Source organism: Cellulomonas iranensis NBRC 101100 = JCM 18110 (genome assembly GCF_001552375.1).
GTDB lineage: Bacteria > Actinomycetota > Actinomycetes > Actinomycetales > Cellulomonadaceae > Cellulomonas > Cellulomonas iranensis.
The window spans coordinates 1-24,185 of record NZ_BCRB01000035.1; the positions used below are offsets into that span (position 1 = coordinate 1).

Sequence of the window (24,185 nt, forward strand, 5' to 3'; positions counted from 1 at the left end):
CACGCGCGCCTGCTCCGCCGCGACCGCGTCGCGCACCGCCTGCTCGGCGCCCGCGACGTCCGCGGTCAGCGCGCGCGCCCGGGCGGGCGACGCCGACGACGCGACCTGCTCGGCGGCCTCGAGCTGCGCCGCCAGGGCGCCGCGCGGCGCGTCGTCGTCGCCGACCTGACCGGCCGAGTCGTCGAGGGTCTGCCGCGCCTGCGCGACCGCCGCGTCGAGCGCCCCGCGGGCGTCGTCGAGCAGGTCGGTGGCGCGTGCCACGTCGGCGGTCGCCACGAGCGCGGTGCGCGCCTCGTGGTCGTCCCGGGCGGCGCCCCGCGCGGCGTCGACGCGGGCGACCGCCGCGTCGTGGCGACCGTCGGCGGCCTGCCGCTGCTGCGTCCCCCACGCCGCGGCGCCGGCCCCGCCGCCCAGCGCGAGGGACGCCGTCACCACGGCCACGACGGCGGATCGACGCATGCCACCTCCCCGGGGACCCGACCACGCTAACCGGGTCCCCGCGCCGCGCCACCGGGAGCCGCCGCGGCGCTCCGCAGCCCGGCGGCGGCGCGCCGGCCCGGGAGCGTCGTGCAGAGCCCGACGACCCCGGGCCGCGCATCGCCGTGAGGCAGGATCATCGGGTGGGATCACACGTTCCGGGGACTCAAGAGGGCGCCGCGGAGCGCCGATGCCACCGCATGGACACCGTCTCGCCCGTGCTCGCGACGAGGTCCGTGGCGCCGGACGGCCCCGTGCTCGCGCGCCCCCTGACGCCCGGTGAGTGGTCGCACCTCGAGCGGCTGCGCGCGTGGCTGCGCAACGACGGCACCGACCCGCACGACGCGGCGGCGCTCGACGCGCGCTGGGGGCGCCTGCTCGCGGACACCTCCGGCGACGCCCCGGCGGCCGAGGGCGTGGCCGCCGCGATCGGGATCGCCGTGGGAGACCTGCTGGTCGCCGCGGTGCCGGGGGTCGTCTGGATGATGTGCCCGGGACCCGAGGGCGCGACGCCGGGCGTGCTGCACGAGCGACGTCCGCACATGCCGGTACTGCCCGTGCTCGACGCGCAGGCGCGCCGCCGCACGCGCGTGCCGGCCTGGACGGTGGACTACGTCGCGCGCGCGAGCGCGCACCTGCACGTCGCGACGCCGGGCGTGCCGAGCCCGCACCCGTCGCCCGAGGCGTCACCCACGCCCCCGCGGCACGGTGCGCACGCGCTGCCGGACGCGCCGCTCGACGAGGGCACATGGCCCTCCGAGCCCGCGCCCGTCGCGGGGCGCCACGGCCGGGAGCCCGACACCGACCCCTCCGCCTTCTTCCTGGCGCGCCGCCCGACGTCGGCCGACACGGTCGCGACCCCGGTCGAGGCCGTCGTCGACCCGGTGACGGACGCGCCCGTCAGCGTCGCGGACGTCACCGACCCGCTCGTGCCCGTGGCGGCAGCCGGGCACGCCGCCGCCGACGGAGCCGCCGGACCGACCCCCGCGTGGGCCGGCCCCCCGGCCACGGAGGTCCCGCCCGCGGTCGCCGACCACGCGGCCACCACCCCGGACGACCTCGACGCCGACACGAACCCGACGCCCGCGGTCGCGCCGGCCGCCCCGCGCGCGGCCGCTCCCGCGACGCCGGGCCGCGGGGTGCGCGCGGGCGACAGTCCGCTGACGCCCGACGACCTGCCGTACCGGCCGTCGGAGCGCGTGCAGGACCTCGCGCTGCGCGCCCTCGAGCTCGCGCTGGAGCGCGCCGTGCGCGGCGACTGCGCACCGTTCGTGCTGACCCGCGAGGCGCACGAGGTCGAGGTCGTCGAGTTCGAGGCGTCCGACGCAGGCGTCGCGCAGGCCCGCGAGGCCGCGCGGCGCGGCGGCTGGTCCGCGGCGGCGATCGCGTGGACCACCCCGGCGGACGACACGCGCCCGTTCCCGCGGGTCGTGGTCGACGCGTCGGCGGCGGGACGCCCGGGCATCCGGGTCGCGCACGCGTTCGCGCAGGACGAGCTGGGCGCCCGCGAGGTCGGCGGGCCCGAGGTCGTCGGCCAGGCCGCCCCCGTCCTCTAGGAGCCGCCCGGGGGGCGCCGCTACGCTCGCGGTGTGACCGCCGCCACACCCCACGAGGCTGCGGAGTCGCGCCTGCACGCGGTGGCCGCCGCGTTCGCCGGGCGGCCCGGCGTGGTGCTGCCCGCGGACGGCCCCCGGCACTTCGGCACCGCGACGCTGCGGCTGGGCCGCACGATCGTCGCGATGACGCCGGGCGAGCACCTCGTGGTCACGTTGCCGGCCGCGCGGGTCGCGGCGCTCGTCGCCGCGGGCGAGGGCGCCCCGTTCCCCGAGGGGCGGCCGCCCATGCGCGCGTGGGTCGCGATCACGTCCGACGACCCGGGCGTGTGGCGCGACCGGATCGCGGAGGCGCTCACGCACGTCGGCGGCTGACCCTCGCGCCGTCCCGCGACGGCTCAGGCGAGGGGTGCGTCCTGGACGTCGGGGCGTGCGGACCTCTTGCCGTGCCGGATCTCGGCGCCGCCCATGATGGTCACGAGCCGCACGTCGAGCACGGGGCCGCCACCCAGCGGCGGCTCGGTCTTGTCCTCCCAGCCGCCGAGCAGCGGCAGGCCCGACGTGCGGACCTCCCACGTGCGGGGGACCTTGATGTCGACGCCGCCCCAGAACGTGAACACGTCGATGCGCGCGGCACCCTCGATGTCGGCCTCGCGCAGGTCGAGCTCGACGCCGCCCATGATCGCCGTGAGGCTCGCCCACCGGAACCGCTGCGTGCGGGTACGTCGCTCGGCGCCCCACCAGAAGGCGATGGCGGTCAGACGCCCCTCCTGCTCGGTGCGCGCCGCGGCGCCCAGCACGATGCCCAGGCCGATGAGGATCACGGCGACGGGCCACAGGTACTCCCACAGGCTCACGTCGAGCACGCGCAGCCGGTCCAGCAGCAGGACGACGCCCGCGGCGGTGACGACCACGGGTCCGAACCACGCGCGAGGCACGAGCAGGAGCGACGTCACCCCGACGAGCACGACGAGCAGCGGCCACAGCGTGCTCGCGACGGTGGCGAGGTCGATGTCGAGGACACCGGTGCGCTCCAGCAGCAGCACGACCCCGGCGAGCACGACGAGCACACCGACGAGCACCTGACCGAGCGAGCGACGACCGTCCATGCAGGTCAACCTACCGATCGTCGGGCCGTCGCGGCCGGGACGTCCAGCCGGTCAGCGGGCAGGCGCGGCCGCGGCGGCGTGCTCGGGGCACGGTGTCGCGGCGGACGCGCACACGGGGCACGGCTCGCAGCCCTCGGTGCCGTCGACCTTGTCGAACCAGGCGAGCTGCCGGCCGGCCGGGCACTCGTCGTCCTCGTGGTAGAGGTGCGCGGCGGTGCTGCGGGCGGAGTGGTACGGACGGACACGCATGTCGGCCTCCTCGCCGATGACGCCCTGCCCCGACGACGCAGGGCTGTCCTCGCAGGGTAGGAGCCCGGTCCCGCCCCGCACGAGGGACCTCGGTCCGGGGCGGGGTGACGGGCGCCGACGAGATGCTCCTCCCCCTGGACGAACGCATCGATGAATCGCACACTGGCGATATGACTGCGGACGCGGGTGCGCGGCGCGCGGCGCAGCGGGGAGACCCGCGCGCGGCCGTCGTGCTGCGCGACGCGAGGGCGACTCACGTGTCACAGCAGGAAGTCACGCTTCACGGAGACCATTGACCACCGACCCGCTCATCGATAATCTTCGAATCATCGATATCACTCGGGAGAGGACGTCACCATGGCCGCACAGGGGCAGGACGCCAAGAACGCCGCACTCCCCCCGGGGCTCGTCGCCCTGGCCCTCGGAGGCTTCGGCATCGGCCTCACCGAGTTCGGCATCGTCGGGCTGCTGCCCGAGATCGCCGCCGACTTCGCCGTCACGGAGAGCGTCGCGGGCTACCTCGTCTCGGGGTACGCCCTCAGCGTCGCCGTCGGGGCGATCGCCCTCACCGCGGCACTCGCCCGCGTCGAGCGCAAGCGCGTCCTGCTCGGGCTCGTCGTGCTGTTCATCGCCGGCAACCTCATCTCGGCGCTCGCACCGACGTACGGCGTCATGCTCACCGGACGCGTGGTCGCCGCGCTCTGCCACGGCGCGTTCTTCGGCGTCGGAGCCGTCGTCGCCTCCGACATGGTGGCCGAGAACCGCAAGGCGGCCGCCATCTCGCTGATGTTCGCGGGCCTGACCGTCGCCAACGTCGTCGGCGTGCCGTTCGGCACCTTCGTGGGCCAGCAGCTCGGCTGGCGCGCCACCTTCTGGGCGATCACCGGCATCGGGGTCGTGACGCTCGCCGGCATCCAGCTGCTCGTGCGCCACACCCCCGCCGCACCGTCCGCCGGGCTGCGCTCCGAGCTCGGCGTGCTGCGACGACCCCAGGTGCTGCTCTCGGCCCTCGTCAGCGTCCTCACCTTCGGCGGGCTCGTCGGCGCCTACACCTACATCGCCTTCACGCTCACCGAGGTCAGCGGCGTCGCGACCGGCGCCGTCCCGTGGCTCCTGCTTCTCTTCGGCGTCGGCACGTTCCTCGGCAACCTCGCCGGCGGGCGCTGGGCCGACCACGACCTCGACGGCTCGCTCGTCGCGACCATCGGGGGTCTCGCGCTCGTCCTCGTCGGGTTCGCGGCCGTCGCGTCGATCACCTGGCTCACCGTCGTCGCGATGTTCCTGCTCGGCGCCGTCGGCTTCGCCACCGCACCCGGGCTCCAGCTGCGCATCATGCAGTTCGCGGGTGACGCGCCCACCGTCGCGTCCGGCACCAACATCGCGGCGCTCAACGTCGGCAACGCCGCCGGGGCGTGGCTCGGCGGCGTCGCGATCGCCGCAGGCCTCGGCTTCGTGTCGCCGCTGTGGGTCGGCGCGGCGCTCGCACTGGCCGCGCTCGCCGTGCTCGTGCCGACCTCGCGCGCCGCCCGGCGCGAGTCGGCGCCGCGGACCGGGCGCGCCCCGGTCGCTCACGACGCCGCGACCGTCGCCCAGCCCACCACCTGAGCGTCGACACCCCGAGCGCGCACCACCTCGCGCACGACCACACACCTCCCGCGCGGCGGGGCGACCCGCCGCGCGCGGTCGCGCCCGCACGCACCGCGGGACCGCAGCACCGTCCGGCACATCTCAGGGGGGAACCGACGTGACGACAGACGTAGCGACCGACGACGCCGTGGACCAGCAGCCGCCGGGTCCAGCCGTCCAGCAGCAGGCCGCACCGCCGCGGAGCACGTCCCCCACCGGGGACGGCTTCGCGGCGGTGGCGTTCTTCCCGGGCCTCGGCAGCCGCGACGCCTACCGCGAGGTGGGCGCCGGGACCATCGGGTCCGACCTGCCGGTCGTCCGGGAGGTCTACCAGGAAGCCGCGGACGCGCTCCAGGTCGCCGGCGGCCCCGACGGTCTCGCGCTCACCCGGGCGAACCTCCCCGAGGACCGGGTCGAGCGGCAGGGCTTCATCGCCACCGCCTTCCTCGTGCACAACCTCGCCATCCACGCCGACCTCGCCGCGCGCGCGCAGCGGTCCGGGCACCTGCGGTTCGCCGCCTACACGGGCGAGAGCTTCGGCATGCTCGCCTCGGCGGTCGCCGCCGGGGCCCTCTCGGTCGGCGACGGCGCCCAGATCGCCCGCGTGTTCACCCCGCTGCTGCTCGCGGCGTCGAACCAGCGCGCCGGCGGCACCTTCGGCGCCAGCATCGAGCGGTACCTGCCCCGGCACTCCGCGGAGTCGCCGCCGGTCGGCGAGCCGTTCCACGTGGTCGCGCTGCGGTCCGGCACCGAGCCGCTGCGCCGCGTGACCGACCTCCTCACCCAGCGCCACGGCGAGCACGTCGAGGTCCACAAGAGGTACTCGCGGCACCAGGTCAACGTGTACGTGCGCGAGTCCTTCCTCCCCACGTTCGTCCACGTGCTGCGCTCCTACCCCGAGATCGAGGCCGAGGAGCTCAAGGCGCCGACCACGTTCCTCGCGCACTCCCGGCGCATGATCGGCGCGCGCGAGGCGCTCTCGCGGTACCTCGACGACCGCCGCATCACCTTCACCGCCCCGCGCGCCCCGCTGCTGTCGAACAGCGGGCACGGCTTCCTCATCACCGCCGACCACGTGCGCCACGCGATCCTCGCCATGACCGACGAGGTGATGGACTCGCAGCGCACCGTCGAGCTGATCGACGAGCTGCACCCCGACCTCGTGCTCGAGCTGGGCCGGGGCGGGCGCTCGCTGCGGCTGCTGCGCGACAACACGGCCCAGCCGGACGCACTCTCCGTCGCGGACGCGGGCGAGGCGGCACGGCTCGTGGCCGGCGCGGACCTGGTCGACGAGCTCACGCTCCGGACGCGCTCGCTCGCGGAACGGGCCGACGCCACGCTCGCCGACACCGACCTCGCCACCCTGCGCGAGCTCACGTGCCTCGCCGGCCGCGAGCCCGCGTTCGACGGGTACCTCCGGCGACGGGTCTGCGAGATGGGGTTCGACGCCGCGAGGCACCCCGAGCGCGACACGAGCCCGGCGCTGCGCCGGTTCCGCGAGACCTTGCAGCACACGCTCGCCCACCACGCGCACGTCCGCACGGGCGACCTCGTCGTCGGCGCGCGTATGCGCAAGCGTCTCACCGGCCCCGACGCCGGCCGGGCCTGCACGGAGCTGCAGGTGCTCGACGCCGGCGGGTCCGTGCGCGTGGAGGAGGTCGAGCCGGCCGCGGACACCGAGGCGCTCGTCGTGCACTTCGAGCAGCTCCGGCGGACCGCCGTCCGGCACGTCGTGCCCGTCGTCCGCGACCTCGTCACGTCGCAGCCCGTCGCGCAGCGCGTGCACGACGCGGTCGTCGGCGGGCGCCGCGAGGACGTGCGCGACGACGCGCGGCAGGCGCTCGACGTCGTGCTCGCCCGGGCCGACGCGGTCGACGTGCTGGTCCACCAGCTGAGCATGCTCGCGCTCGTGCACCAGCACCGGCCCGGCTTCTTCGAGTACAACCACGTGTTCATCGAGGCCAACGACCCGTTCGGGTGGCTGCTCGGGCTCGTGGCCGCCCGCGCGGTGCCGCCGGCCGACGTCGTCGACCTCGCGACGCAGCTCGTCCTGGGGCGGGGGCACGACCGGCGGACCGAGCAGCTCGTGGTCGCGCTGTGCGACCGCGTCGTCGACGCGCAGGTGCCGATGCTCTCGCTGCACGGGCGACCGCTGGTCGCGCGCCGTGACCTGGCCGCCGAGACGGCAGCGGTGTTCACGCGACGCAAGGCCCGCGAGCGCCGCCGCCCCGTACGGCTCGACGCGTCGTGCACCGTGCTCGCCCTCGGCCACTCGAGCCGCGCGACCCAGCTCGACGCGGGGCCCCACGGCCTGCGCACGCTCGTGGTGCGCTCGCCCGAGGAGACGTGGCGCCACGGGCTCAACCCCGAGCTCGACGAGGCGGAGGCCCGTGTCCTGCTCACCGCGTCGCCCGAGCGTCGCGCGATCACGGACTACGCGCAGCGCAGGAACCTGCTGCACAGCACCGTGAGCGCGTACGTCCAGCCCGACGAGACCGTCGCGGGCTTCGGCGAGGGCGGCAGCGAGTCCATGACGATTTTCTTCCGTCGCGCCGGCGACCCCCGGCTGCGGGTGCGCAAGGTCCTCAGCGAGGCGCTCACGACCGCGCGGTGGGACCCCGACGGCGAAGGCCCCATGCTGCCGCCCTTCACGAAGGCGAAACGGCAGGCGGAGTACCTCGGCGCGCTGCCACCCGGCCTGCGCGACCACTTCCCGGAGGTCGACCACCTGACCGAGCGCACGCTGCGCGCGGTCGGGCACGGCGCGCGGGACGAGGCCCTGCGCGAGGTCATCTACGAGATGACCTACGTGCCGGGCGTCGAGGTCGGGCAGTTCGTGCGCGACCACGCGCCGTCGCACCGGGTCGTCGCCCGGCTGTACGAGGTCATCCTGCGGTTCCTGCACGCGCACGTGCACACCCAGCGGCGCGGCGCCGGCCCGGGCGGCACGCTGGACGAGCAGTACCTGCGCAAGATCGAGGACCGGCTCCTGCTGTCCCGCGCGACCGCGCCGCGCACGTTCGACGCACGGCTGCTGGACGCCGACACCCTCACGGTGAACGGGGTCCGCTACCGCAACGTGCGTCCCCTGCTCGCCGCGTTCCGCGGCGACGCGGCGCTGCAGCGCGTCCTCGAGCCGCCGACGCACGCGCTCGTCGTGGGCGACACCAACACCGAGAACATCAAGATGGACGACCTCGGGCCGCTGCTGCACGCGGACGCGCTGGTCACGGCGGGCGGCGACGAGGCGGAGATCGCCCGTGCGCTGCGCGCCGTCACGGCGCGCAGCATCGGCCTGCGGTTCCTCGACCCGCGTGCGATCGGGTACCGCAGCGCGGGCGCCGACACGCGTGACGACCCGATGTACGACAACAAGCCGTGGCACAACTCGGTGGGGCACTACGACGAGATGCACAACGAGCTGTTCGACCTCGAGGTGCGTGCGGGCGCCGACGGGACGGCGCGCGTCGACGTGACGTTCCACCGCGACAACCCCTACGCGGTGTCCTACGGCGTGCGGGACGTGACGGAACGCGGTCTGCCCGTCGACCCCGCCCGCCCGCGCGGCGTGGAGGACCACTTCGCCGCGGTCATGCGCGCGGTCTACGACCTGGACTCCCCCGGGTCTCCGCACCTGCGCGACGACCCGCACTGGCTGCTGCGGTTCGTCTTCACCATGGGCACGCACTTCACGGCGATGCCCCCGTTCCACTTCACGTCCGAGGTCGAGGGCACGCTGGTCGACACGCCCGAGGTGCAGCGCCGCCCGGTCGCGATCTACTGCGAGGGCGTCAAGTGGCTGAACTGGGCGCTGCAGATGTGGGAGGGCACGCGGCCGTCGTTCCTGGGGCTGCCGGTCGACCCGGCGTCCACCCGGGCGGGCGCCGCAACCGGCGCGGGGGCGGTCCGGTGACCGCGCGGCGCACCCCGGTGCGGGGCCTGGCCGACCTGACCCCGCTGACCCGCGTGGTCGCGACGCCGTGGAGCAGGATCGTCCGCGGCGTCGGCCTGGGCCAGCACCCGTCCGGGTTCGACCCGGGCGAGGCCGACCGCATCCGGTGGTCGTTCGCGCGGCTGCGCGAGCGCGTGGACGACGCGCACCCGTACACGCGCTTCGCGGCGGAGCTCGCCGGCACGGCCCTCGAGGTCACGCAGGGCGAGCCGCTGCCCGCGGGGTACGTCGCGGGGCGGGTCGACGCCGTCGCCGCGACGGTCCGCGGTCTGACCACCCCCTACGAGCGGGTCACGGCGGCGTCGATCCTGCTGACGACCGTGTCCACGCTGGGCCTGACCGCCGACCCGCACGTCGCCGCGCGCGTGGGCCCGCTGGTGCGGGAGACGCTCGCGGCGGTCGACGAGATCCGGCCGGACCAGATCGCCGACGAGAACCAGGGCCGGCACGGCGACTACGAGCGCGTCGCCGCGTGGACGGCGCTCCTGCTCGCGCTGGCCCACTTCGAGCCGCACGAGCTGCCGGTGGTGCCCGACGACGCGCAGGTCGCGGCGGCGCTCGCGTCGATCGACCGCGTGCCGTCACCGTTCTTCCGCGGACGCGGCGGCTCGACGCTGCTGTCGGCGGTGGCGGTGCTGGGCGGGTCAGCCACCGTCGAGGAGCACGCGCGCTCGACGCTCGCGTGGCTGGACCGGCCGCACCCGGCGGCGCTGCAGCCCGCGTTCCCCAGCGCGATGTCGCCCGCGTTCGTCGCGGCCTACCCGTTGCTGACGATGCTCAACGCGATCGCGGTGTCGGGCCACCTCGAGCTGCTCGACGCGGGCCGTGACCGGCTCGCGCAGGCGACCGACCTCATCGCGGCCATGGCACCGGTCGAGCGGACCCACATGGCGCTGTACCACGTCGTCGCGCTCGACAACCTGGGGCGGCTCGACGACCAGCTCCCCGACCTCGACGCCTTCGTCGAGGACGTCGTGGGGCGGTGGCGGTCGATCGACCCGGGTCGCGACTACTTCCTGTACGGCATCTCGTACGCGTACCTCGTGCAGCTCGCCTACGTCACGGGCCGTTCCGACCTCGTGACGGACACGATGGTCGAGCGCATGGTGACGCCGTTCGCACGGCTGGGGGCGACGCCCGCGGGCCGGGCGAACCGGCCGTACCCGTTCGCCTACGTGCTCAACGTGCTGGGCGAGCTGGGGCTCGCGGAGCGGCTGTACGAGCCGCGGCCGGCCTACGGGGGCGCCTCGGCGTTCGAGCACGTGGTGGACCACCTGTCCCCCGGGGGCCGGGCCGAGGCCGCGCGGCTGTACATGCTGGACCACGCGCTGGTCTCGTGGGCGCTGCGCCAGCGACCGCCCGGGTCCCCGGTGCCCGGCCGGATCGGGCGGCACCGCCTCGTGGGCGTGCACGGCGAGCCGGTGCTAGGTTCGACGTGAAGATCGAGATATCCCGAACCATCGCGATGAGGAGGGCGGCTGCCCCATGCCGGTGCACGTCAACGACGACGAGGCCGTCGACACCCAGGTGCTCGAGGCGTTCAAGGCGCTGAGCAACCCCGTCCGGCTGCGCATCCTCCACTGGCTGCGCGACCCGCGCGCGCACTTCCCGCAGGAGCGCGCCATCGCCGACCCCGACGAGGTCGGCGTGTGCGTGAGCCACATCACCGAGAAGGCCGGCCTCGCGCAGTCCACCGTGTCGGCCTACATGAGCACGCTCGAGCACGCGGGCCTCGTGATCTCGACGCGCGTCGGCAAGTGGACGCACTACCGCCGCGACGAGGACCGGATCTCCCGGCTCGTCGAGGTGCTCGGCCGCGAGCTGTAGCACCCGCTCGCCGACGACGCCCGGCCCCCCGCGAGAGCCCTCTCGCACGACGAAGGCCCCGCAGCTGCGTGACGCAGGTGCGGGGCCTTCGGTGCGAGCCGCCTAAGGGAATCGAACCCTTGACCTTCTCATTACGAGTGAGACGCTCTGCCGACTGAGCTAAGGCGGCGTCGTCGTCCACCACGGCGTGACCGTGGTCGATCGGCGAGCGCGCCCACTGTACCTGCCCGGCGGCCGACCTCCAAAGTCAGCAGCGGGTGCCGTCGGCGGGCGCCTCGCCGGTGAGCAGGAACGTGTCGACCGCGTCCTTCACGCAGCGGTTCGAGCGGCCGTACGCGGTGTGGCCCTCGCCCTCGTAGGTGAGCAGCACGCCCGACGACAGCTGCCCCGCGAGCTGCTCGGCCCACGCGTACGGCGTCGCCGGGTCGTTGGTCGTGCCGACGACGACGATCGGGGCGGCTCCCGGCGCCGCGTACGACTCGAGCGCGGGCACGGCCGGCACGGGCCACTGCGCGCACGACGCACCCCCGTAGGAGAAGAACTCCCCCACCGTGGGTGCGACCTGGGCGATCGCCTCGGCGTCGGCGCGCATCTGCGCGGGGTCGGCCGACGGGCGGTCGTCGAGGCACGTGATCGCCGAGAACGCCTCGTTCTGGTTCGACGAGTACGTGCCGTCGGGGTTGCGCCCGTAGTAGCTGTCGGCGAGCTGCAGCAGCGCCGTGCCGTCCCCGCGGTCGACGGCCGCGCCGATCGCCTGCGTGAGCACCGGCCAGCTGGCCTGCGAGTAGAGCGCCGCGGCGACGCCGCTGAACGCCAGCGAGACCGTGAGCTCGCGACCGCTCGTCGTCGGCAGCGGGTTGGCCCGCACCCGGTCGAACAGCGTCGACACCGCCGCGAGCCCCGCGTCGACGTCGCCGTCGAGCGGGCACTGCGCACCGGTCTGGCAGTCGGCGACGTACGCGCGCAGCGCGTTCTCGAACCCCGCCGCCTGGCCCGCGGCCACCTGGCCGGAGTCGAGCGTCGGGTCGAGCGCGCCGTCGAGCACGAGCCGTCCCGCCCGCTCGGGGAACAGCGCGGCGTACGTCGCACCCAGCTCGGTGCCGTACGAGAACCCCAGGTAGGTCAGCGCCTCGTCGCCGAGCGCCGCGCGCAGCACGTCCATGTCGCGGGCGGCGCTCTGCGTGTCGACGTGCCCCAGCAGGTCGCCCGTGCGCTCGAGGCACGCGCGGCCGAGCTCGCCGTTGCGCGCCGCGGCCTCCGCGATCCCCGCGTCGGTCGAGAAGTCCGGGACCCACGCGGTGAGCGCGTCGAGCTGCGCGGGGTCCACGCACGTCACGGGTGCCGAGTGCTGCACGCCCCGCGGGTCGAACGCGACGAGGTCGTAGGCGGCGAGCACGTCGCGCGACACGACCTGCCGGAAGAAGCTCATGGAGTCGATGGCCGACCGCCCCGGGCCGCCGGGGTTGACTAGCAGGGAGCCCACGGGCGAGCCGCCGCTCGCGGGGATCCGCCGCAGCGCGATCTCGATCGTGTCGCCCTCGGGGTCCGACCAGTCGAGCGGCACGGTCGCGTCGGCGCACTGCTCCTCGCCGCACGTCGTCCACTCCAGGACCTGGTCGTAGAACCGCGCGAGCGCGGGGTCGGTGGTCCCCGACGACGCGGCGGACGTGGGGGCCGTCGCCTGGTGACGCGGTGCGAGACACCCCGTGAGGGTGAGGACCGTCAGGACCACGAGCGCGCACCGGCGCAGGGCAGGACGCGTCGGCATGCCCCCACGGTAGTGCGCCCGTCGGCGCGCCGGAGCGCGGCACGGTGCCGCGCGCGTCACCCCTGGGGTCGCAGCGCGATGGCCATCGCCTCGACCGCGAGCAGCGGCGCGACGTTCCCCGCGAGGCGCGTGCGGGCGACGCCGACCGCGTCCATGCGGCGCAAGGTCTGCTCGGGCGTCGAGCCGGCCGCGAGGGCGCGCACCGCGTCCTCCTGCTCGACGTTGACGAGCTCGACGTCGGCACCGAGCTGCACCACGAGCACGTCGCGGTACAGCGACAGCAGGTCCACCATGGCGCGGTCCAGCACGTCGCGCTGCGCGCGCGTGGCGCGACGCTTCTGCTCCTCCTCGAGCTGCCGCACCTGGGCCCGCAGCGCCGGCGGCAGCGTCTGCGCTCCCTGCGCCCCCAGGCCGCGCAGCAGCTCGGCGCGCTCGGCCGCGTCGCGCTCCTCGGTGGCGGCCTTCGCGTCGGCCTGCGCGGTCTCGACGAGCTCACCGGCGGCGAGCACCGCGTCGCCGACGCCGCGCACGCGGGACGCGAGCGACAGCACGGCGGCGCGCCGCTCGCGCGCCTGCGGGTCGCGCGCGAGCCGCCGGGCGATGCCGATGTGGCTCTGCGCGGCGCGGGCCGCGACGTGCGCGGTCCTGGGGTCGGCCCCGTCGCGCCGCACGAGGAGGTCGGCGACCGCGTCGACGGGCGGCACCCGCAGGCCCACCGACCGGCTGCGCGAGCGGATCGTGACGAGCACGTCCTCGGGGCTCGGCGCGCACAGCAGCCACACCGTGCGCTCGGGCGGCTCCTCGACGGCCTTGAGCAGCACGTTCGCGCTCTGGTCGTTGAAGCGGTCGGCGTCCTCGACGACGATCACGCGCCAGCGACCCTGCGACGGCGAGCGCTGCGCGAGCTCGACGAGCGGACGCGTCGCGTCGACCCGGATGAAGACGCCCTCGGTCGCGACGAACGTGACGTCGGGGTGCGCGCCCGCGAGGGTCGTGGTGCACGCGTGGCACGTGCCGCAGCCGCCCCGCTCGCACTGCAGGGCCGCGGCGAACGCGCGCGCCGCGTTGGACCGCCCCGACCCCGGGGGGCCCGTGAGCAGCCACGCGTGCGTCATGGCCGCCGGGTCCTCGACCGCGCGGCGCAGCACCGCGACCGCGGGCTCCTGCCCGACCAGGTCGTCCCAGACGCTCACGCGTCGCCCTCCAGCAGCGGTGCCAGCCGCGCACGGACCTGCGCCGCGAGGTCCTCGGCCGGCTGGGACGCGTCCAGCACGAGCCACCGGTCCGGGTCCTGCGCGGCGCGCGCGAGGAACGCGTCGCGCGTCCGGCGGTGGAAGTCGGCGCCCGCGGACTCCAGCCGGTCCGGGTCCCCGGTGAGGCGCGCGAGCCCGACCGCCGGGTCGAGGTCGAGCAGCACCGTGACGTGCGGCAGCAGCCCGCGCGCGGCCCACAGCGACAGCCGCTCGACCTCGTCCGCACCGAGCCCGCGACCGGTGCCCTGGTAGGCGACCGACGAGTCGAGGTAGCGGTCGGTCAGCACGACCGCCCCGCGCTCGAGCGCGGGGCGCACGAGCGACGCGACGTGGTGCGCACGGTCCGCCGCGTACAGCAGCGCCTCGGTGCGCGGGTCGAGGTCCTCGCCGTGCAGGATCGCCTGCCGCAGCTCCAGCCCGAGCGGTGTGCCACCCGGTTCGCGCGTGACGACGACCTCGCGCCCGCGCGCGGCCAGGTGGTGCCCCAGCAGGGCGACCTGCGTCGACTTCCCGACGCCGTCGCCGCCCTCGAAGGACACGAACAGCCCGGTGGGCCCACCACCCTGCGCGCGCGGGACGTCGGCGGGCACGGCACCAGGGTCAGGGGTCACGGCGTCAGGCTAGCCGCCTGCGCCGACACCACCGGCACCGGCCCGACCCGCTGCCGACCCGTCAGGCCGTCGGCTCGCCCGGGTACGCGACGCCGACCTGGCGGCGGATCTCGTCCATCGTCGTCATGACGTCGAGCGTGCCCTGCCACGACATGCGCGGGCTCTCGGTGTCGCCGTCGGCGATGCGGCGCGCGACCTCGGCGGCCTCGTACTGCAGACCGCGCTGCGCGGGCTGGTCGAACGTCCACTCGCGGCCGTCGCGGCGCGCGAGTCGGAACGACGTGGGCGCGTAGAACGGCCCGGCGACACGGATGTACCCCTCGGTGCCCGAGATCGACGACGTCGTCGGCGTCTTCGACCACAGCGTCGTGCTGAGCGTGGCCTGCGTGCCCTCGCCGTACTCGAGCACCATCGAGACCTGCCCGTCGACGCCCGTGCTCGTGAGCTGCCCGAACGCGTGCACCTGCGACGGCACGCCCAGGAAGTCGTGCGCCCACGCGACCGGGTACACGCCCAGGTCGAGCAGCGCACCGCCCGCGAGCGCGGGGTCGTACAGGCGGCTCGCGGGGTCGAACGCGAAGAACTGGCCGTGGTCGGCGCGGATGTTGACGATGTCGCCGATCTCGCCCGAGTCGATCACCTGGTGCAGCGCGGCGACGTGCGGCAGGAACCGCGTCCACATCGCCTCCATGACGAACACGCCGGCCTCGCGCGCCGCGTCGAAGACCTCGCGCGCCTCGGCGGCGTTGCGCGTGAACGACTTCTCGACGAGCACGTGCTTGCCCGCGCGGATCGCGAGCAGCGCGTGCTCGCGGTGCTCGGAGTGCGGCGTCGCGACGTACACCGCGTCGACCTGCTTGTCCTCGACGAGGTCGCGGTAGCCGACGTGGGTCGTGGGGATGCCGTGCGCGGTGGCGAACCGCTCGGCGCGGTCCTTGTTCCGCGAGCCGACCGCCACGAGCTGCGCGCGCGTGAACTCCCGCACGGAGTGGGCGAACTGGCTGGCGATGCCACCGGCACCGATGATGCCCCAACGGATCGACGGGGCGGTGCGCGGGTCCTCGGTGCGAGCCATGGCACCCAACCTAGCGTCCGAGCCCCTCTGAGCTCATGCCGGGACCCGGACCCGGCTGGACGCACGACCCAGTTCGGTCTCGAGCCATGGGTCCGCGTCGTCGAACGGAGCGAGCGCGGTCACGGCGCAGGTGTAGTCCGCACCCGGGTCCACCTCGAGACTCAGCCCCCAGGGCTCGCCCCGCGCAGGGACGTCTGCCGAGACCGTGTCGAAGCTCCGCGACCAGTCCTCGAGCGAGCACCTCAGCAGGACGCTGCGCGTTCCGATCGGCCAGGAGGTCAACGTGACGCGGACGGCACCGTCGTGGCCGTCCCAGGAACCGACGAACCCGGTGCCGTCGTCGTCGACGACGACGAGCGGGAGCGAGCCGACGACGAGACCCGCAGGATCGACCGCCTCGACGACGCACAGGTACGTCCGGCCGACCGCAGGCGCCGCGGCGACCGCGCCCTCCCAGTCGAACCGCCAGGCACGGTCGGTGACCGCGAGGCCGACCAGCGAGGCTTCGCTGCCGCGTGCCGGACCGGGGACGGGCTCGGTCGCGACGCACGAGACGTCCGCCCCCGCGCCCCCTGACGCCGCCTTCACGGGCAGCTCGTCGATGTCGATCTCGACGCGCTCACGACGCGTCTCCCCGTCGACGTCCTCAACGACGCGCGCGTGAGCGGCGACACCGGACGGCTCCCCGCTCAGCGCGCGCACGTAGGCACTGACCGCGGACGGCGCGTCCTGCTCGGGGCCGACCGACAGGTAGGTGCCGTTCGTGCTGCGCGCTACCTCAGCCACCTGGTGCCCGGAAGTGAGAGGGACGAAGCCGATGCCGTGGATCGTGATGTCGTGGTCCCGGGCCATGTCCCGGTAGTAGGACGAGATCCCGGTCCATCCGCCGCCGTCCCCGAAAGCGACGACCGTGCGGACCTGCCCCGGGCTTCCGCGCTCGGCGAGCTCGAGCACGGCTGACATCAAGGCGTCACCCATGTTGGGGTAGGCATGCCCCTCGGGACGCTCGGTGTAGGCCCGGTCGACCGCGGCCTGCGCAGCCGCGATGTCACGTGTGAGCCCCAGGACGCGCCAGCCGCTGCCGTCGTAGGCGAGGACCGCGGCACGGTCCGCCTCGTCGAGGATGTCGAGGACCGCGTGCGCTGCAGAGCGCTGCCGCTCACGCTCAGCCCCTGCAGGCACGCTGCGATCGACGACGAGCGCGACGTCCCGCCCTCCCGACGGCTGCTCACCGTCGCCACCGCCGGGTCCGTCCCCGGGACCCGTCGGGTCGGTCGGATCGGTGGGGTCGGTCGGATCCGTGGGGTCGGTCGGATCGGTCGGGTCGGTGGGGTCGGTCGGGTCCGTCGACCCGCCGCCCTCGAGGGCGTAGGTCCGGGACCAGAGCTCGTACTCCCAGTCGCCCAGGTCATCAGCCCAGTCGGCGAGCGTCCGACCGAGCACCTTGACCTCCGCACCGACGCGCAGGTCGTAGGCGAGCGCAAGGTCCTGGCTCACGCTGAGCGCCATGAGGTCGACCTTCGTGGTGATCCGCGGCCCCACGCCCATGCCGACGTACGGCCCTGCGACGTCGTAGATGCGCACCACGAAGTCGAGCCGCACACCGGCCGAGGCCGTCGACGTGACGTACGCCTTGGCACCGAGCGCCGAGGTGAACTCGCGCTCGTTCACCGCCTGCCAGCGCCCGTCGGCGTATCGGACCCCGTTCTTCGTCTCCATCGACAGCTCGTAGGTCGCCGTCACGGCGCCTGTCACGCTGGCTTCGCCATAGACCGACGGGTTGAGGTTGAACGTGAGGACGACGGGCACCGGCCCGGCCATGACGGTGAGCCCGCCGACGCGAACCGAGCCCAACGCCGTGCTGATCTTGCGCTCAAGCTTCTTGGACGCCGTGATCGACGCGTCGACGCCGCCACGGGTTCCGAGAGTGAGCGCGAACTCTTCCAGGGTGGGCACAGGACCCGTCGGGCCGTAGTTGGGGTCGATCCGGAGCACGAGGGTCGCAGTGACCGTCGCCGTCGCGGCGACCTGCGCCACGAGCGCGCCGTCGGGCGTCTCGACCTTCCCGGAGGCGAGCACGACCTTCGTCCCGTGCTCCAGGTCCACCGCCGCGCGCGCGGCGAACGTCGTCGGCGTCTCGACAGGCACCAGCACCGCCGGGTCGACGTCGATCGGCGCGTCCCGCAGCTCGATGTCCGCCTGGACGAACACGTCGGTGAGCGTGGCTGGGCCCGTCCGGACGACCGACGTGTCGCCGTGGACGGTGACGGAGTCGACCGAGCGCAGCAGACCGCCCGGAGCCGACGGCGTCGCTCCCGACACCAGGACATCACCCGCCCGCACGGGTGCGAGTCCCTGGAAGACGAGGCCGTCGGCTCCGACCGAGGTCAGGGCCGCCTCCTGCGCGGACGTGAGCACGCGTGCCTCGGGCGCGACGACCACGTCGTCGGGCGCCGCTGCGGCCACCGTGAACGTGCGGCGGACCTCGCTGCTCCGACCCGCGCGGTCGGTCGCCCGCACGACGAGGTGGTGCGTCCCCACGACGGCGGGGGCGTCCAGGCGCCACGCGAGAGTGCCGTCCCCGTCGCCACGCAGAGGTGTCTCCCCCAGGTCCGCGCCGTCGAGGGTGACCTGCACCGACCGGACTCCCGAGCCACTGTCGGCGACCGTGCCCGCCACGGTCACCAGCGGGCTGGAGCTCTGGTCATGGGTCGCGCCTGCTGCGGGGCTCGTGACCGAGAGGCGGGGCGCGACACGGTCGACGGAAGGCGAGACCTCTCCCGCGACGTACCCGGAGACGGCCGCACGCGTGACCCGCGTGCCCGGCGGGGCCATGACATGGGTTCGACCCGCCGCGTCCACCGGCGCCAGCAGGGTCGTGCGCGTCCCGACGCGTGCCGGCAGCGGTGTGGACGGCCCGAGCGGCAGGACCGCGAGCACCAGCGAGGACGACGCCCGCAGCAGACCGGCCTGCCCACCGGGGGCGACGTCGACGGTGAGGAGCACGGCTTCGACGCTCCGGGGCACATCACCGCCGGTCACGGCAAGCGTCTGCAGGCGCCCCGCCCCGAGGCCGGTCACGGCGACGTCACGGGCGGCAGGCACCACGATGCCCGGTGCGGCCGGCCGCTCGGCGGACACCGCGGCGACCCAACCCACCACCACGGCACGCAGCTGCTCAGGTCGTGCACCGACCGCGCCCCAGGCGAGGTCCCCCCGCGCGGTCAGCGGGACGAGAACGAGAGATGTCGCCCAGGCGTCTGACCACGGGACCCTCGACACGGCGTCCGTGGCACCGTCCGCGGACCATGTCAGGGTGCCCGCGCCCGTGCCGCGCACCGCGACCGACAGCCAGACCGCCGCAGCACCGGCGGCAGGAACCCCCGCGTTCGCGGCGACGGGCAGCACGTTCGTCCGTCCGACGTCGGGCAGCACGCCGCCGAGTCCTTGGTCCGTGTCGATCACGGGGGCGGCGGGTACCAGGGTCGTCGCGCCGCCCCCCGTTCCTGCCTCCACGTACCCGGTGACCCACACCCGCACCTGGGCGTCGGTCGTGGAGCGCAGCTCCACGCGGCGCGCGGCGTCCGTCGTCACGAGCGTCGTCGAGGACGACGCTCCCGCGGGGAACGCCACAGCCGGTGCCACCTCGACGCCCGGCACCGAGACCGCGAGGTCACCCGCCCGTGCTGCCTGGACCTCGACCTGCACGACGACGGTGCGAGTGCTCGCGGGGACGGACCGGGGCACGGCCAGCGGCGCCACGACCGGCCGACCGGCGGCAGCGGTGGACCGCACCGCGCCGGCCCAGGGTGCGACCGGCGAGACAGGGACCCAGCCGGCCGACATCGACGACGCCGTCGCCGCGCGGCCTGTCGAGGTCGGCGCAGCAGCCGCCTGCCCCGCGCCGAGGCCGCCGCCCACCACGACCACCAGGACGACCGTCAACCACCGGCTGATACGTGCGCGCACTGCCATGCCCCCTCGAGCCCACCGCGACCGGAAGGTCACCGGCGGTCAAGGCTCGCGGCTGAGAGCCCGCTGTGACCCGGGTTCGGTGACGGTCCACCCGAACGCCCGTGTCACGACCGACGAAAGCACCCAGTCGGACCAGCGGCCCGATCGCCCGTGTCAGCCCTTGGCGGTCGACTTCTTGCGGGTCGTGGTCGTCTTCCGGGCCGTGCCGCGCTTCTTGGCGGGACCGGCGGCGCGCTTCTCGGCCAGCAGCTCGACGGCCTGCTCGGGCGTGATCGACTCGGGCGTCACGTCGCGCGGGAGCGTGCGGTTGGTCTCGCCGTCGGTCACGTACGCGCCGAACCGGCCGTCCTTGACGACGATCGGCTTCCCGCTGGTCGGGTCGTCGCCGAGCTCGCGCAGCGGCGGGGTCGCGGTCTGGCCGCGGCCGCGCTTGGGCTGCGCGTAGATCGCGAGGGCCTCGTCGAGCGTGATGGTGAAGAGCTGCTCCTCGGACGCGAGCGTGCGCGAGTCGGTGCCCTTCTTGAGGTACGGCCCGTAGCGGCCGTTCTGCGCGGTGATCTCGGCGCCCGACTCGGGGTCGACGCCGACGACGCGCGGCAGCGACAGCAGGCGCAGCGCGTCGTCGAGCGTGACGGTCGCGAGCTGCATCGACTTGAACAGCGACGCCGTGCGGGGCTTGGGCTGCGCCGCGAGCGCCTTCTTGCGCGCCGCGGCCGACAGGCCGGGGTCGAGCTCGGGCTCGGGCAGCACCTCGGTGACGTACGGCCCGTAGCGGCCGTTGCGGGCCACGATCTGCGTGCCCGTGGTCGGGTCGGTGCCGAGCACCTGGTCGCCGTCGGGCTGCGTCTCGAGCAGCTCGCGCGCCTTCGCGACCGTGAGCTCGTCGGGTGCCAGGTCGTCGGGGACGGACGCGCGCAGCGGGTCCGCGTCGGGGCCGTCGCCGGGCGCCTCGAGGTAGGGGCCGTACCGGCCGACGCGCAGCGTGATGCCGTCGCCGATGTCGATCGAGTTGACCTCGCGCGCGTCGATCTCGCCGAGGTTGTCGACGAGACCGCGCAGGCCCCCGGACTCCGGGGAGTCGGACCGGTCACCGAAGTAGAAGTCCGTCAACCAGTCGACGCGCGCCTTCTGGCCCGCGGCGATCGCGTCGAGGTCCTCCTCCATGCCGGCGGTGAAGTTGTAGTCGACGAGCCGGTCGAAGTTCTCCTCGAGCAGCCGCGTCACCGCGAACGCGAGCCACGTGGGCACGAGCGCCTGCCCGCGGTTCGTGACGTACCCGCGGTCCTGGATGACGCCGATGGTCGCGGCGTACGTCGACGGGCGGCCGATGCCGCGCTCCTCGAGCGCCTTGACCAGCGACGCCTCGGTGTAGCGCGGCGGCGGGGACGTGCGGTGGCCGTCGGCGGTGAGGTCGGACGCCGTGACGGGGTCGCCCTGCGCCATCTGCGGCAGGCGCGCGTCGTCGTTGCCGGCCGCGGCGCCGCCCTCGGCGTCGTCGTACCGGCCGCGGTCGCGACCCTCCTCGTACGCCGCGAGGAACCCGCGGAACGTGATGACGGTGCCGGACGCGGAGAACACGGTCTCGACGGGGCCGTCGGCGGTGGTCGCGGTCGCGGCGAGGCGCACCGAGGCCGTCTGCCCGCGCGCGTCGGCCATCTGCGACGCGACCGTGCGCTTCCAGATCAGCTCGTACAGCTTGAACTGGTCGCCCGACAGCTCGCGCGCGACCTGGGCGGGCGTGCGGAAGTGGTCGCCCGCGGGGCGGATCGCCTCGTGCGCCTCCTGCGCGCCCTTCGCCTTCGACGTGTAGACCCGCGCCTTGTCGGGCACGTACTCGGCGCCGTACAGCTCGGCGGCCTGCCGGCGGGCCGCGTCGATCGCCTGGGCGGACAGCCCGGGCGAGTCGGTCCGCATGTAGGTGATGTAGCCGTTCTCGTACAGCGACTGCGCGGTGCGCATCGTCTGCCGCGACGCCATGCGGAGCTTGCGCGACGCCTCCTGCTGGAGCGTCGAGGTCGTGAACGGCGCGGCGGGGCGGCGCGTGTACGGCTTGGTCTCGAGCGACTGCACCGCGAACGCGGCGCCGTCGAGCCCGCTCACCAGCGCCGAGGCCCGCGCCTCGTCGAGCGCGACCGCGTCGCGCGTCTTCAGCTGCCCGCGGTCGTCGAAGTCGCGGCCGGACGCGACGCGCTGCCCGCCGACCCCCGTCAGGCGCGCGGAGAACGTGGGCTCGGCGGTGTCGGCGACCGCGAACGTGCCGGTGACGTCCCAGTAGTCGGCGGGCACGAACGCCATGCGCTCGCGCTCGCGCTCGACCACGAGCCGGGTGGCGACCGACTGCACGCGCCCCGCCGACAGGCCCTGCCGGACCTTGCGCCACAGCACGGGGCTGACCTCGTACCCGTAGAGGCGGTCGAGGATGCGGCGCGTCTCCTGCGCGTCGACGAGCCGCTCGTCGAGCTCGCGCGTGTTCTCCAGGGCCCGCGTGATCGCCTCGCGGGTGATCTCGTGGAACACCATGCGCTTGACGGGCACCTTGGGCTTGAGCTCGGCCAGCAGGTGCCACGCGATGGCCTCGCCCTCGCGGTCCTCATCGGTCGCGAGGTAGAGCTCGTCGGACTCCTTGAGGAGCTTCTTCAGCTCGGCGACCTTCTTCTTCTTGTCCGCGTCGACCACGTAGTACGGCGTGAAGCCGTTCTCGACGTCGACCGCGAACTTGCCGTACGGGCCCTTCTTCATGTCCGCGGGCAGCTCGGACGGCTGCGGCAGGTCACGGATGTGGCCGACGGAGGCCTCGACGTCGTAGCCCTCGCCGAGGTAGCCGGCGATCGTGCGCGCCTTGGCGGGCGACTCCACGATGACGAGCTTGCGACCTGCGGGCATCTGACCGGCCTTCCGTGCCGAGGGGGGTGGGCGGCGCGTCGCCGCGGCCGCCCGTACCGGGGGGACTCTACGTGCTGGGGTCAAGCGGGCGTCTCGGCCCGTGCGCCGGCGACGTGCCGCAGCACGAGCATGAGCGCGAAGGCCAGGCTGCACGCCGCGACGACGCCCGCGACACCCCCACCGTAGGCCAGCATCTCGTCCGCGCGGGACGTGGCCCCGGCGCGGTACGCCCACGTGCGGGTCAGCAGGACCGTCGCGACACCACCGGCCGCGACGCCCACCACGACGAGCGCGAGGGCGGTCCGGCGCGTGCGCGCGCGCCACGGGTCGGACCGGTCGACGCGGCGGAAGGTCGCGGTCGCGGTCGCGGTGCGGGCGGGGCGCAGCACCATCGCGGCGCACACCACGGCCGTCCAGCCGAGCACCACCAGCGCTCCCGCCACGACGTCGGACGGCCGGTGCCACTGGCCCACGAGCGTCGAGACGCCCGTCGCCGCGGTGTAGGCCGCGCCGAGCACCGCGACCGCCGGGCGGGCGCGCGGCGGCACGACCAGCAGCAGCGCGGCCGCGACCGACCCGGCGGCGGTCGTGTGCCCGCTGGGCAGCGTGTTGCCGTAGTCCGCGCCGACGCCGAGCACGGGTCGCTGCAGCACCTCGTACTTCACCAGGCGCGTCGTGAGGTTCGCGCCGCCGACGAGCACCGCGACCTGCAGCGCGAGCGACCACCGCCGGCGCACGAGCGCGACGCCCGCCGCAGCGAGCAGGCCCCCGGCGACGAAGCCGACGGACACGACGTCGAGCACCGGCTCGGCCACGCGCCACAGGTGCCCCTGGCCGGTCGTCGCGCCGTCGAGCGCGGCGTCCTCGACGCGCTGGCCGGCCCACGTGTCGACGAACGTGCGCCACAGCAGCCACACGCCGACCGCGCAGGCCAGCGCCACGACGGCGCACGCCGCGACGGTCCAGCCGCGCGACCGCGGGCGTCGTGCGACGACGGTTCCCGGGGTGTCCGGGGCGGGGGGGCGCTCGTGCACCGTCACACGGTAGGCCACCCGGGGGATCTCCTGGCCCCGTGGCGGCCGCACGGTGGTCACGCGCGGTGGCCACGGTCCCACCGCCCGTACCCTGCGGGCCATGGACGAGGCCGTGACCAGCCGGGTTCGCCGCCCGCGCGCCGCGACGCAGGAGCGTCGCGAGGAGATCGTGCGCGCCGCGGCCCGCACGTTCGGCAGCAAGGGGTACCGCACGGGGTCCCTCGCGGACGTCGCGGAGCAGGTCGGGATCACGCACGCGGGCGTGCTGCACCACTTCGGCTCGAAGGAGCAGCTGCTGGTCGCGGTGCTGCAGCAGCGCGACGACGACGGCGTGCGGGACCTCGAGGGCCAGCACATCCCCGGCGGGCTCGAGCTGTTCCGCCACCTCGTGCGCACGGTGCGCGCCAACGAGGGCCGCCGGGGCCTCGTCCAGGGGTACACGGTCCTGGTCGGCGAGTCCGTCACCGAGGGGCACCCGGCGCGCCCGTGGGTGACGCAGCGGTTCGCGGTGCTGCGCGGGCAGGTCGCGGACGCGGTCCAGGAGATCGGCCCGCACGTGCCGCGCACCGCGGCCGTGCGTGCCGCGGACGCGGTCATCGGCGTCATGGACGGCCTGCAGACGCAGTGGCTGCTGGACGACTCCGCGGTCGAGCTGGCCGACGCGACCGCGTTCGCGATCGAGGCGATCCTCGCCGCGACGCTCGCGGGCGCCGACGCGCCCCGGCCCGTGGGCGACGTCGAGGACTGAGGCGGCGCGTCGCCCGCCGCCCGTCGAGCGGGACTCAGCCAACTC

Annotated in this window: 16 protein-coding genes, 1 tRNA gene and 1 pseudogene; 7 read left to right on the forward strand and 11 right to left on the reverse strand. The window is 75.0% G+C overall.

The genetic code is table 11. The annotated features are described in order from the left end of the window. A pseudogene (locus CS2_RS09225) lies at positions 1-459 on the reverse strand (M15 family metallopeptidase); the annotation flags it as partial. 218 nt (positions 460-677) lie between these two features. Between CS2_RS09225 and CS2_RS09230 the strand changes: the two are divergent. After that, positions 678-2,033 (forward strand): hypothetical protein, encoded by a 1,356-nt coding sequence (locus tag CS2_RS09230; RefSeq protein ID WP_070319755.1) that lies wholly within the window; start codon positions 678-680, stop codon positions 2,031-2,033. Positions 2,034-2,066: 33 nt separating this feature from the next. Continuing rightward, entirely contained in the window at positions 2,067-2,405 is a 339-nt protein-coding gene (locus CS2_RS09235; RefSeq protein WP_070319756.1) for a hypothetical protein, read from the forward strand. A gap of 23 nt (positions 2,406-2,428) precedes the next feature. Here the strand turns inward: CS2_RS09235 and CS2_RS09240 are convergent, their stop codons facing one another. Then, positions 2,429-3,139, reverse strand: a complete 711-nt coding sequence (locus CS2_RS09240) for a LiaI-LiaF-like domain-containing protein (protein ID WP_046530023.1) — start codon at positions 3,137-3,139, stop codon at positions 2,429-2,431. A gap of 51 nt (positions 3,140-3,190) precedes the next feature. Further along, positions 3,191-3,388, reverse strand: coding sequence for a hypothetical protein (locus CS2_RS09245; RefSeq protein WP_134852182.1), 198 nt, complete (start codon positions 3,386-3,388; stop codon positions 3,191-3,193). A 357-nt stretch (positions 3,389-3,745) separates the two neighbouring features. Between CS2_RS09245 and CS2_RS09255 the strand changes: the two genes are divergently transcribed. From CS2_RS09255 to CS2_RS09270, 4 genes are all read left to right on the forward strand, one after another. Next, on the forward strand, positions 3,746-4,993 hold the full coding sequence (locus CS2_RS09255; RefSeq protein ID WP_070319758.1) for an MFS transporter: 1,248 nt from the start codon (positions 3,746-3,748) through the stop codon (positions 4,991-4,993). Positions 4,994-5,132: 139 nt separating this feature from the next. Next, positions 5,133-8,927, forward strand: a complete 3,795-nt coding sequence (locus CS2_RS09260; RefSeq protein WP_156442070.1) for an ACP S-malonyltransferase — start codon at positions 5,133-5,135, stop codon at positions 8,925-8,927. Continuing rightward, positions 8,924-10,405, forward strand: a complete 1,482-nt coding sequence (locus CS2_RS09265; protein WP_082740029.1) for a hypothetical protein — start codon at positions 8,924-8,926, stop codon at positions 10,403-10,405. The genes CS2_RS09260 and CS2_RS09265 overlap by 4 nt, the downstream gene beginning before the upstream one ends. A gap of 46 nt (positions 10,406-10,451) precedes the next feature. Continuing rightward, complete coding sequence (locus CS2_RS09270) at positions 10,452-10,793, forward strand: ArsR/SmtB family transcription factor (protein ID WP_046530018.1); 342 nt, start codon at positions 10,452-10,454, stop codon at positions 10,791-10,793. A gap of 96 nt (positions 10,794-10,889) precedes the next feature. Here CS2_RS09270 and CS2_RS09275 read toward each other — a convergent pair. The 8 genes from CS2_RS09275 to CS2_RS09310 all read right to left on the reverse strand — a co-directional run bounded on the left by CS2_RS09275 (position 10,890) and on the right by CS2_RS09310 (position 23,392). Continuing rightward, positions 10,890-10,962 (reverse strand) — tRNA-Thr (locus tag CS2_RS09275). Positions 10,963-11,040: 78 nt separating this feature from the next. Further along, positions 11,041-12,561 carry an alpha/beta hydrolase gene (locus CS2_RS09280; protein WP_070319760.1) on the reverse strand — a complete coding sequence of 507 codons (1,521 nt, stop codon included), beginning with the start codon at positions 12,559-12,561 and terminating at the stop codon, positions 11,041-11,043. 56 nt (positions 12,562-12,617) lie between these two features. Then, entirely contained in the window at positions 12,618-13,754 is a 1,137-nt protein-coding gene (locus tag CS2_RS09285) for a DNA polymerase III subunit delta' (RefSeq protein ID WP_070319761.1), read from the reverse strand. Next, a complete protein-coding gene (tmk, locus tag CS2_RS09290) occupies positions 13,751-14,425 on the reverse strand; it encodes a dTMP kinase (RefSeq protein ID WP_082740030.1) in 675 nt (224 codons plus the stop codon). Before tmk ends, CS2_RS09285 begins: the two co-directional genes overlap by 4 nt. Before the next feature lie 61 nt (positions 14,426-14,486). Further along, the gene (locus tag CS2_RS09295) at positions 14,487-15,500 is read right to left on the reverse strand and encodes a Gfo/Idh/MocA family protein (RefSeq protein ID WP_070319763.1); all 1,014 of its coding nucleotides are present in this window, start codon (positions 15,498-15,500) and stop codon (positions 14,487-14,489) included. 33 nt (positions 15,501-15,533) lie between these two features. Further along, a complete protein-coding gene (locus CS2_RS09300; RefSeq protein WP_156442072.1) occupies positions 15,534-19,475 on the reverse strand; it encodes an Ig-like domain-containing protein in 3,942 nt (1,313 codons plus the stop codon). Between the two features lie 153 nt (positions 19,476-19,628). Then, a complete protein-coding gene (topA, locus tag CS2_RS09305) occupies positions 19,629-22,358 on the reverse strand; it encodes a type I DNA topoisomerase (RefSeq protein WP_046530015.1) in 2,730 nt (909 codons plus the stop codon). 80 nt (positions 22,359-22,438) lie between these two features. Beyond that, positions 22,439-23,392 carry a phosphatase PAP2 family protein gene (locus CS2_RS09310; protein ID WP_233421132.1) on the reverse strand — a complete coding sequence of 318 codons (954 nt, stop codon included), beginning with the start codon at positions 23,390-23,392 and terminating at the stop codon, positions 22,439-22,441. Between the two features lie 100 nt (positions 23,393-23,492). On the opposite strand from CS2_RS09310, the gene CS2_RS09315 reads away from it, so the two are divergent. Continuing rightward, positions 23,493-24,140, forward strand: coding sequence for a TetR/AcrR family transcriptional regulator (locus CS2_RS09315; protein ID WP_070319766.1), 648 nt, complete (start codon positions 23,493-23,495; stop codon positions 24,138-24,140). The last annotated feature ends 45 nt before the right edge of the window (positions 24,141-24,185 follow it).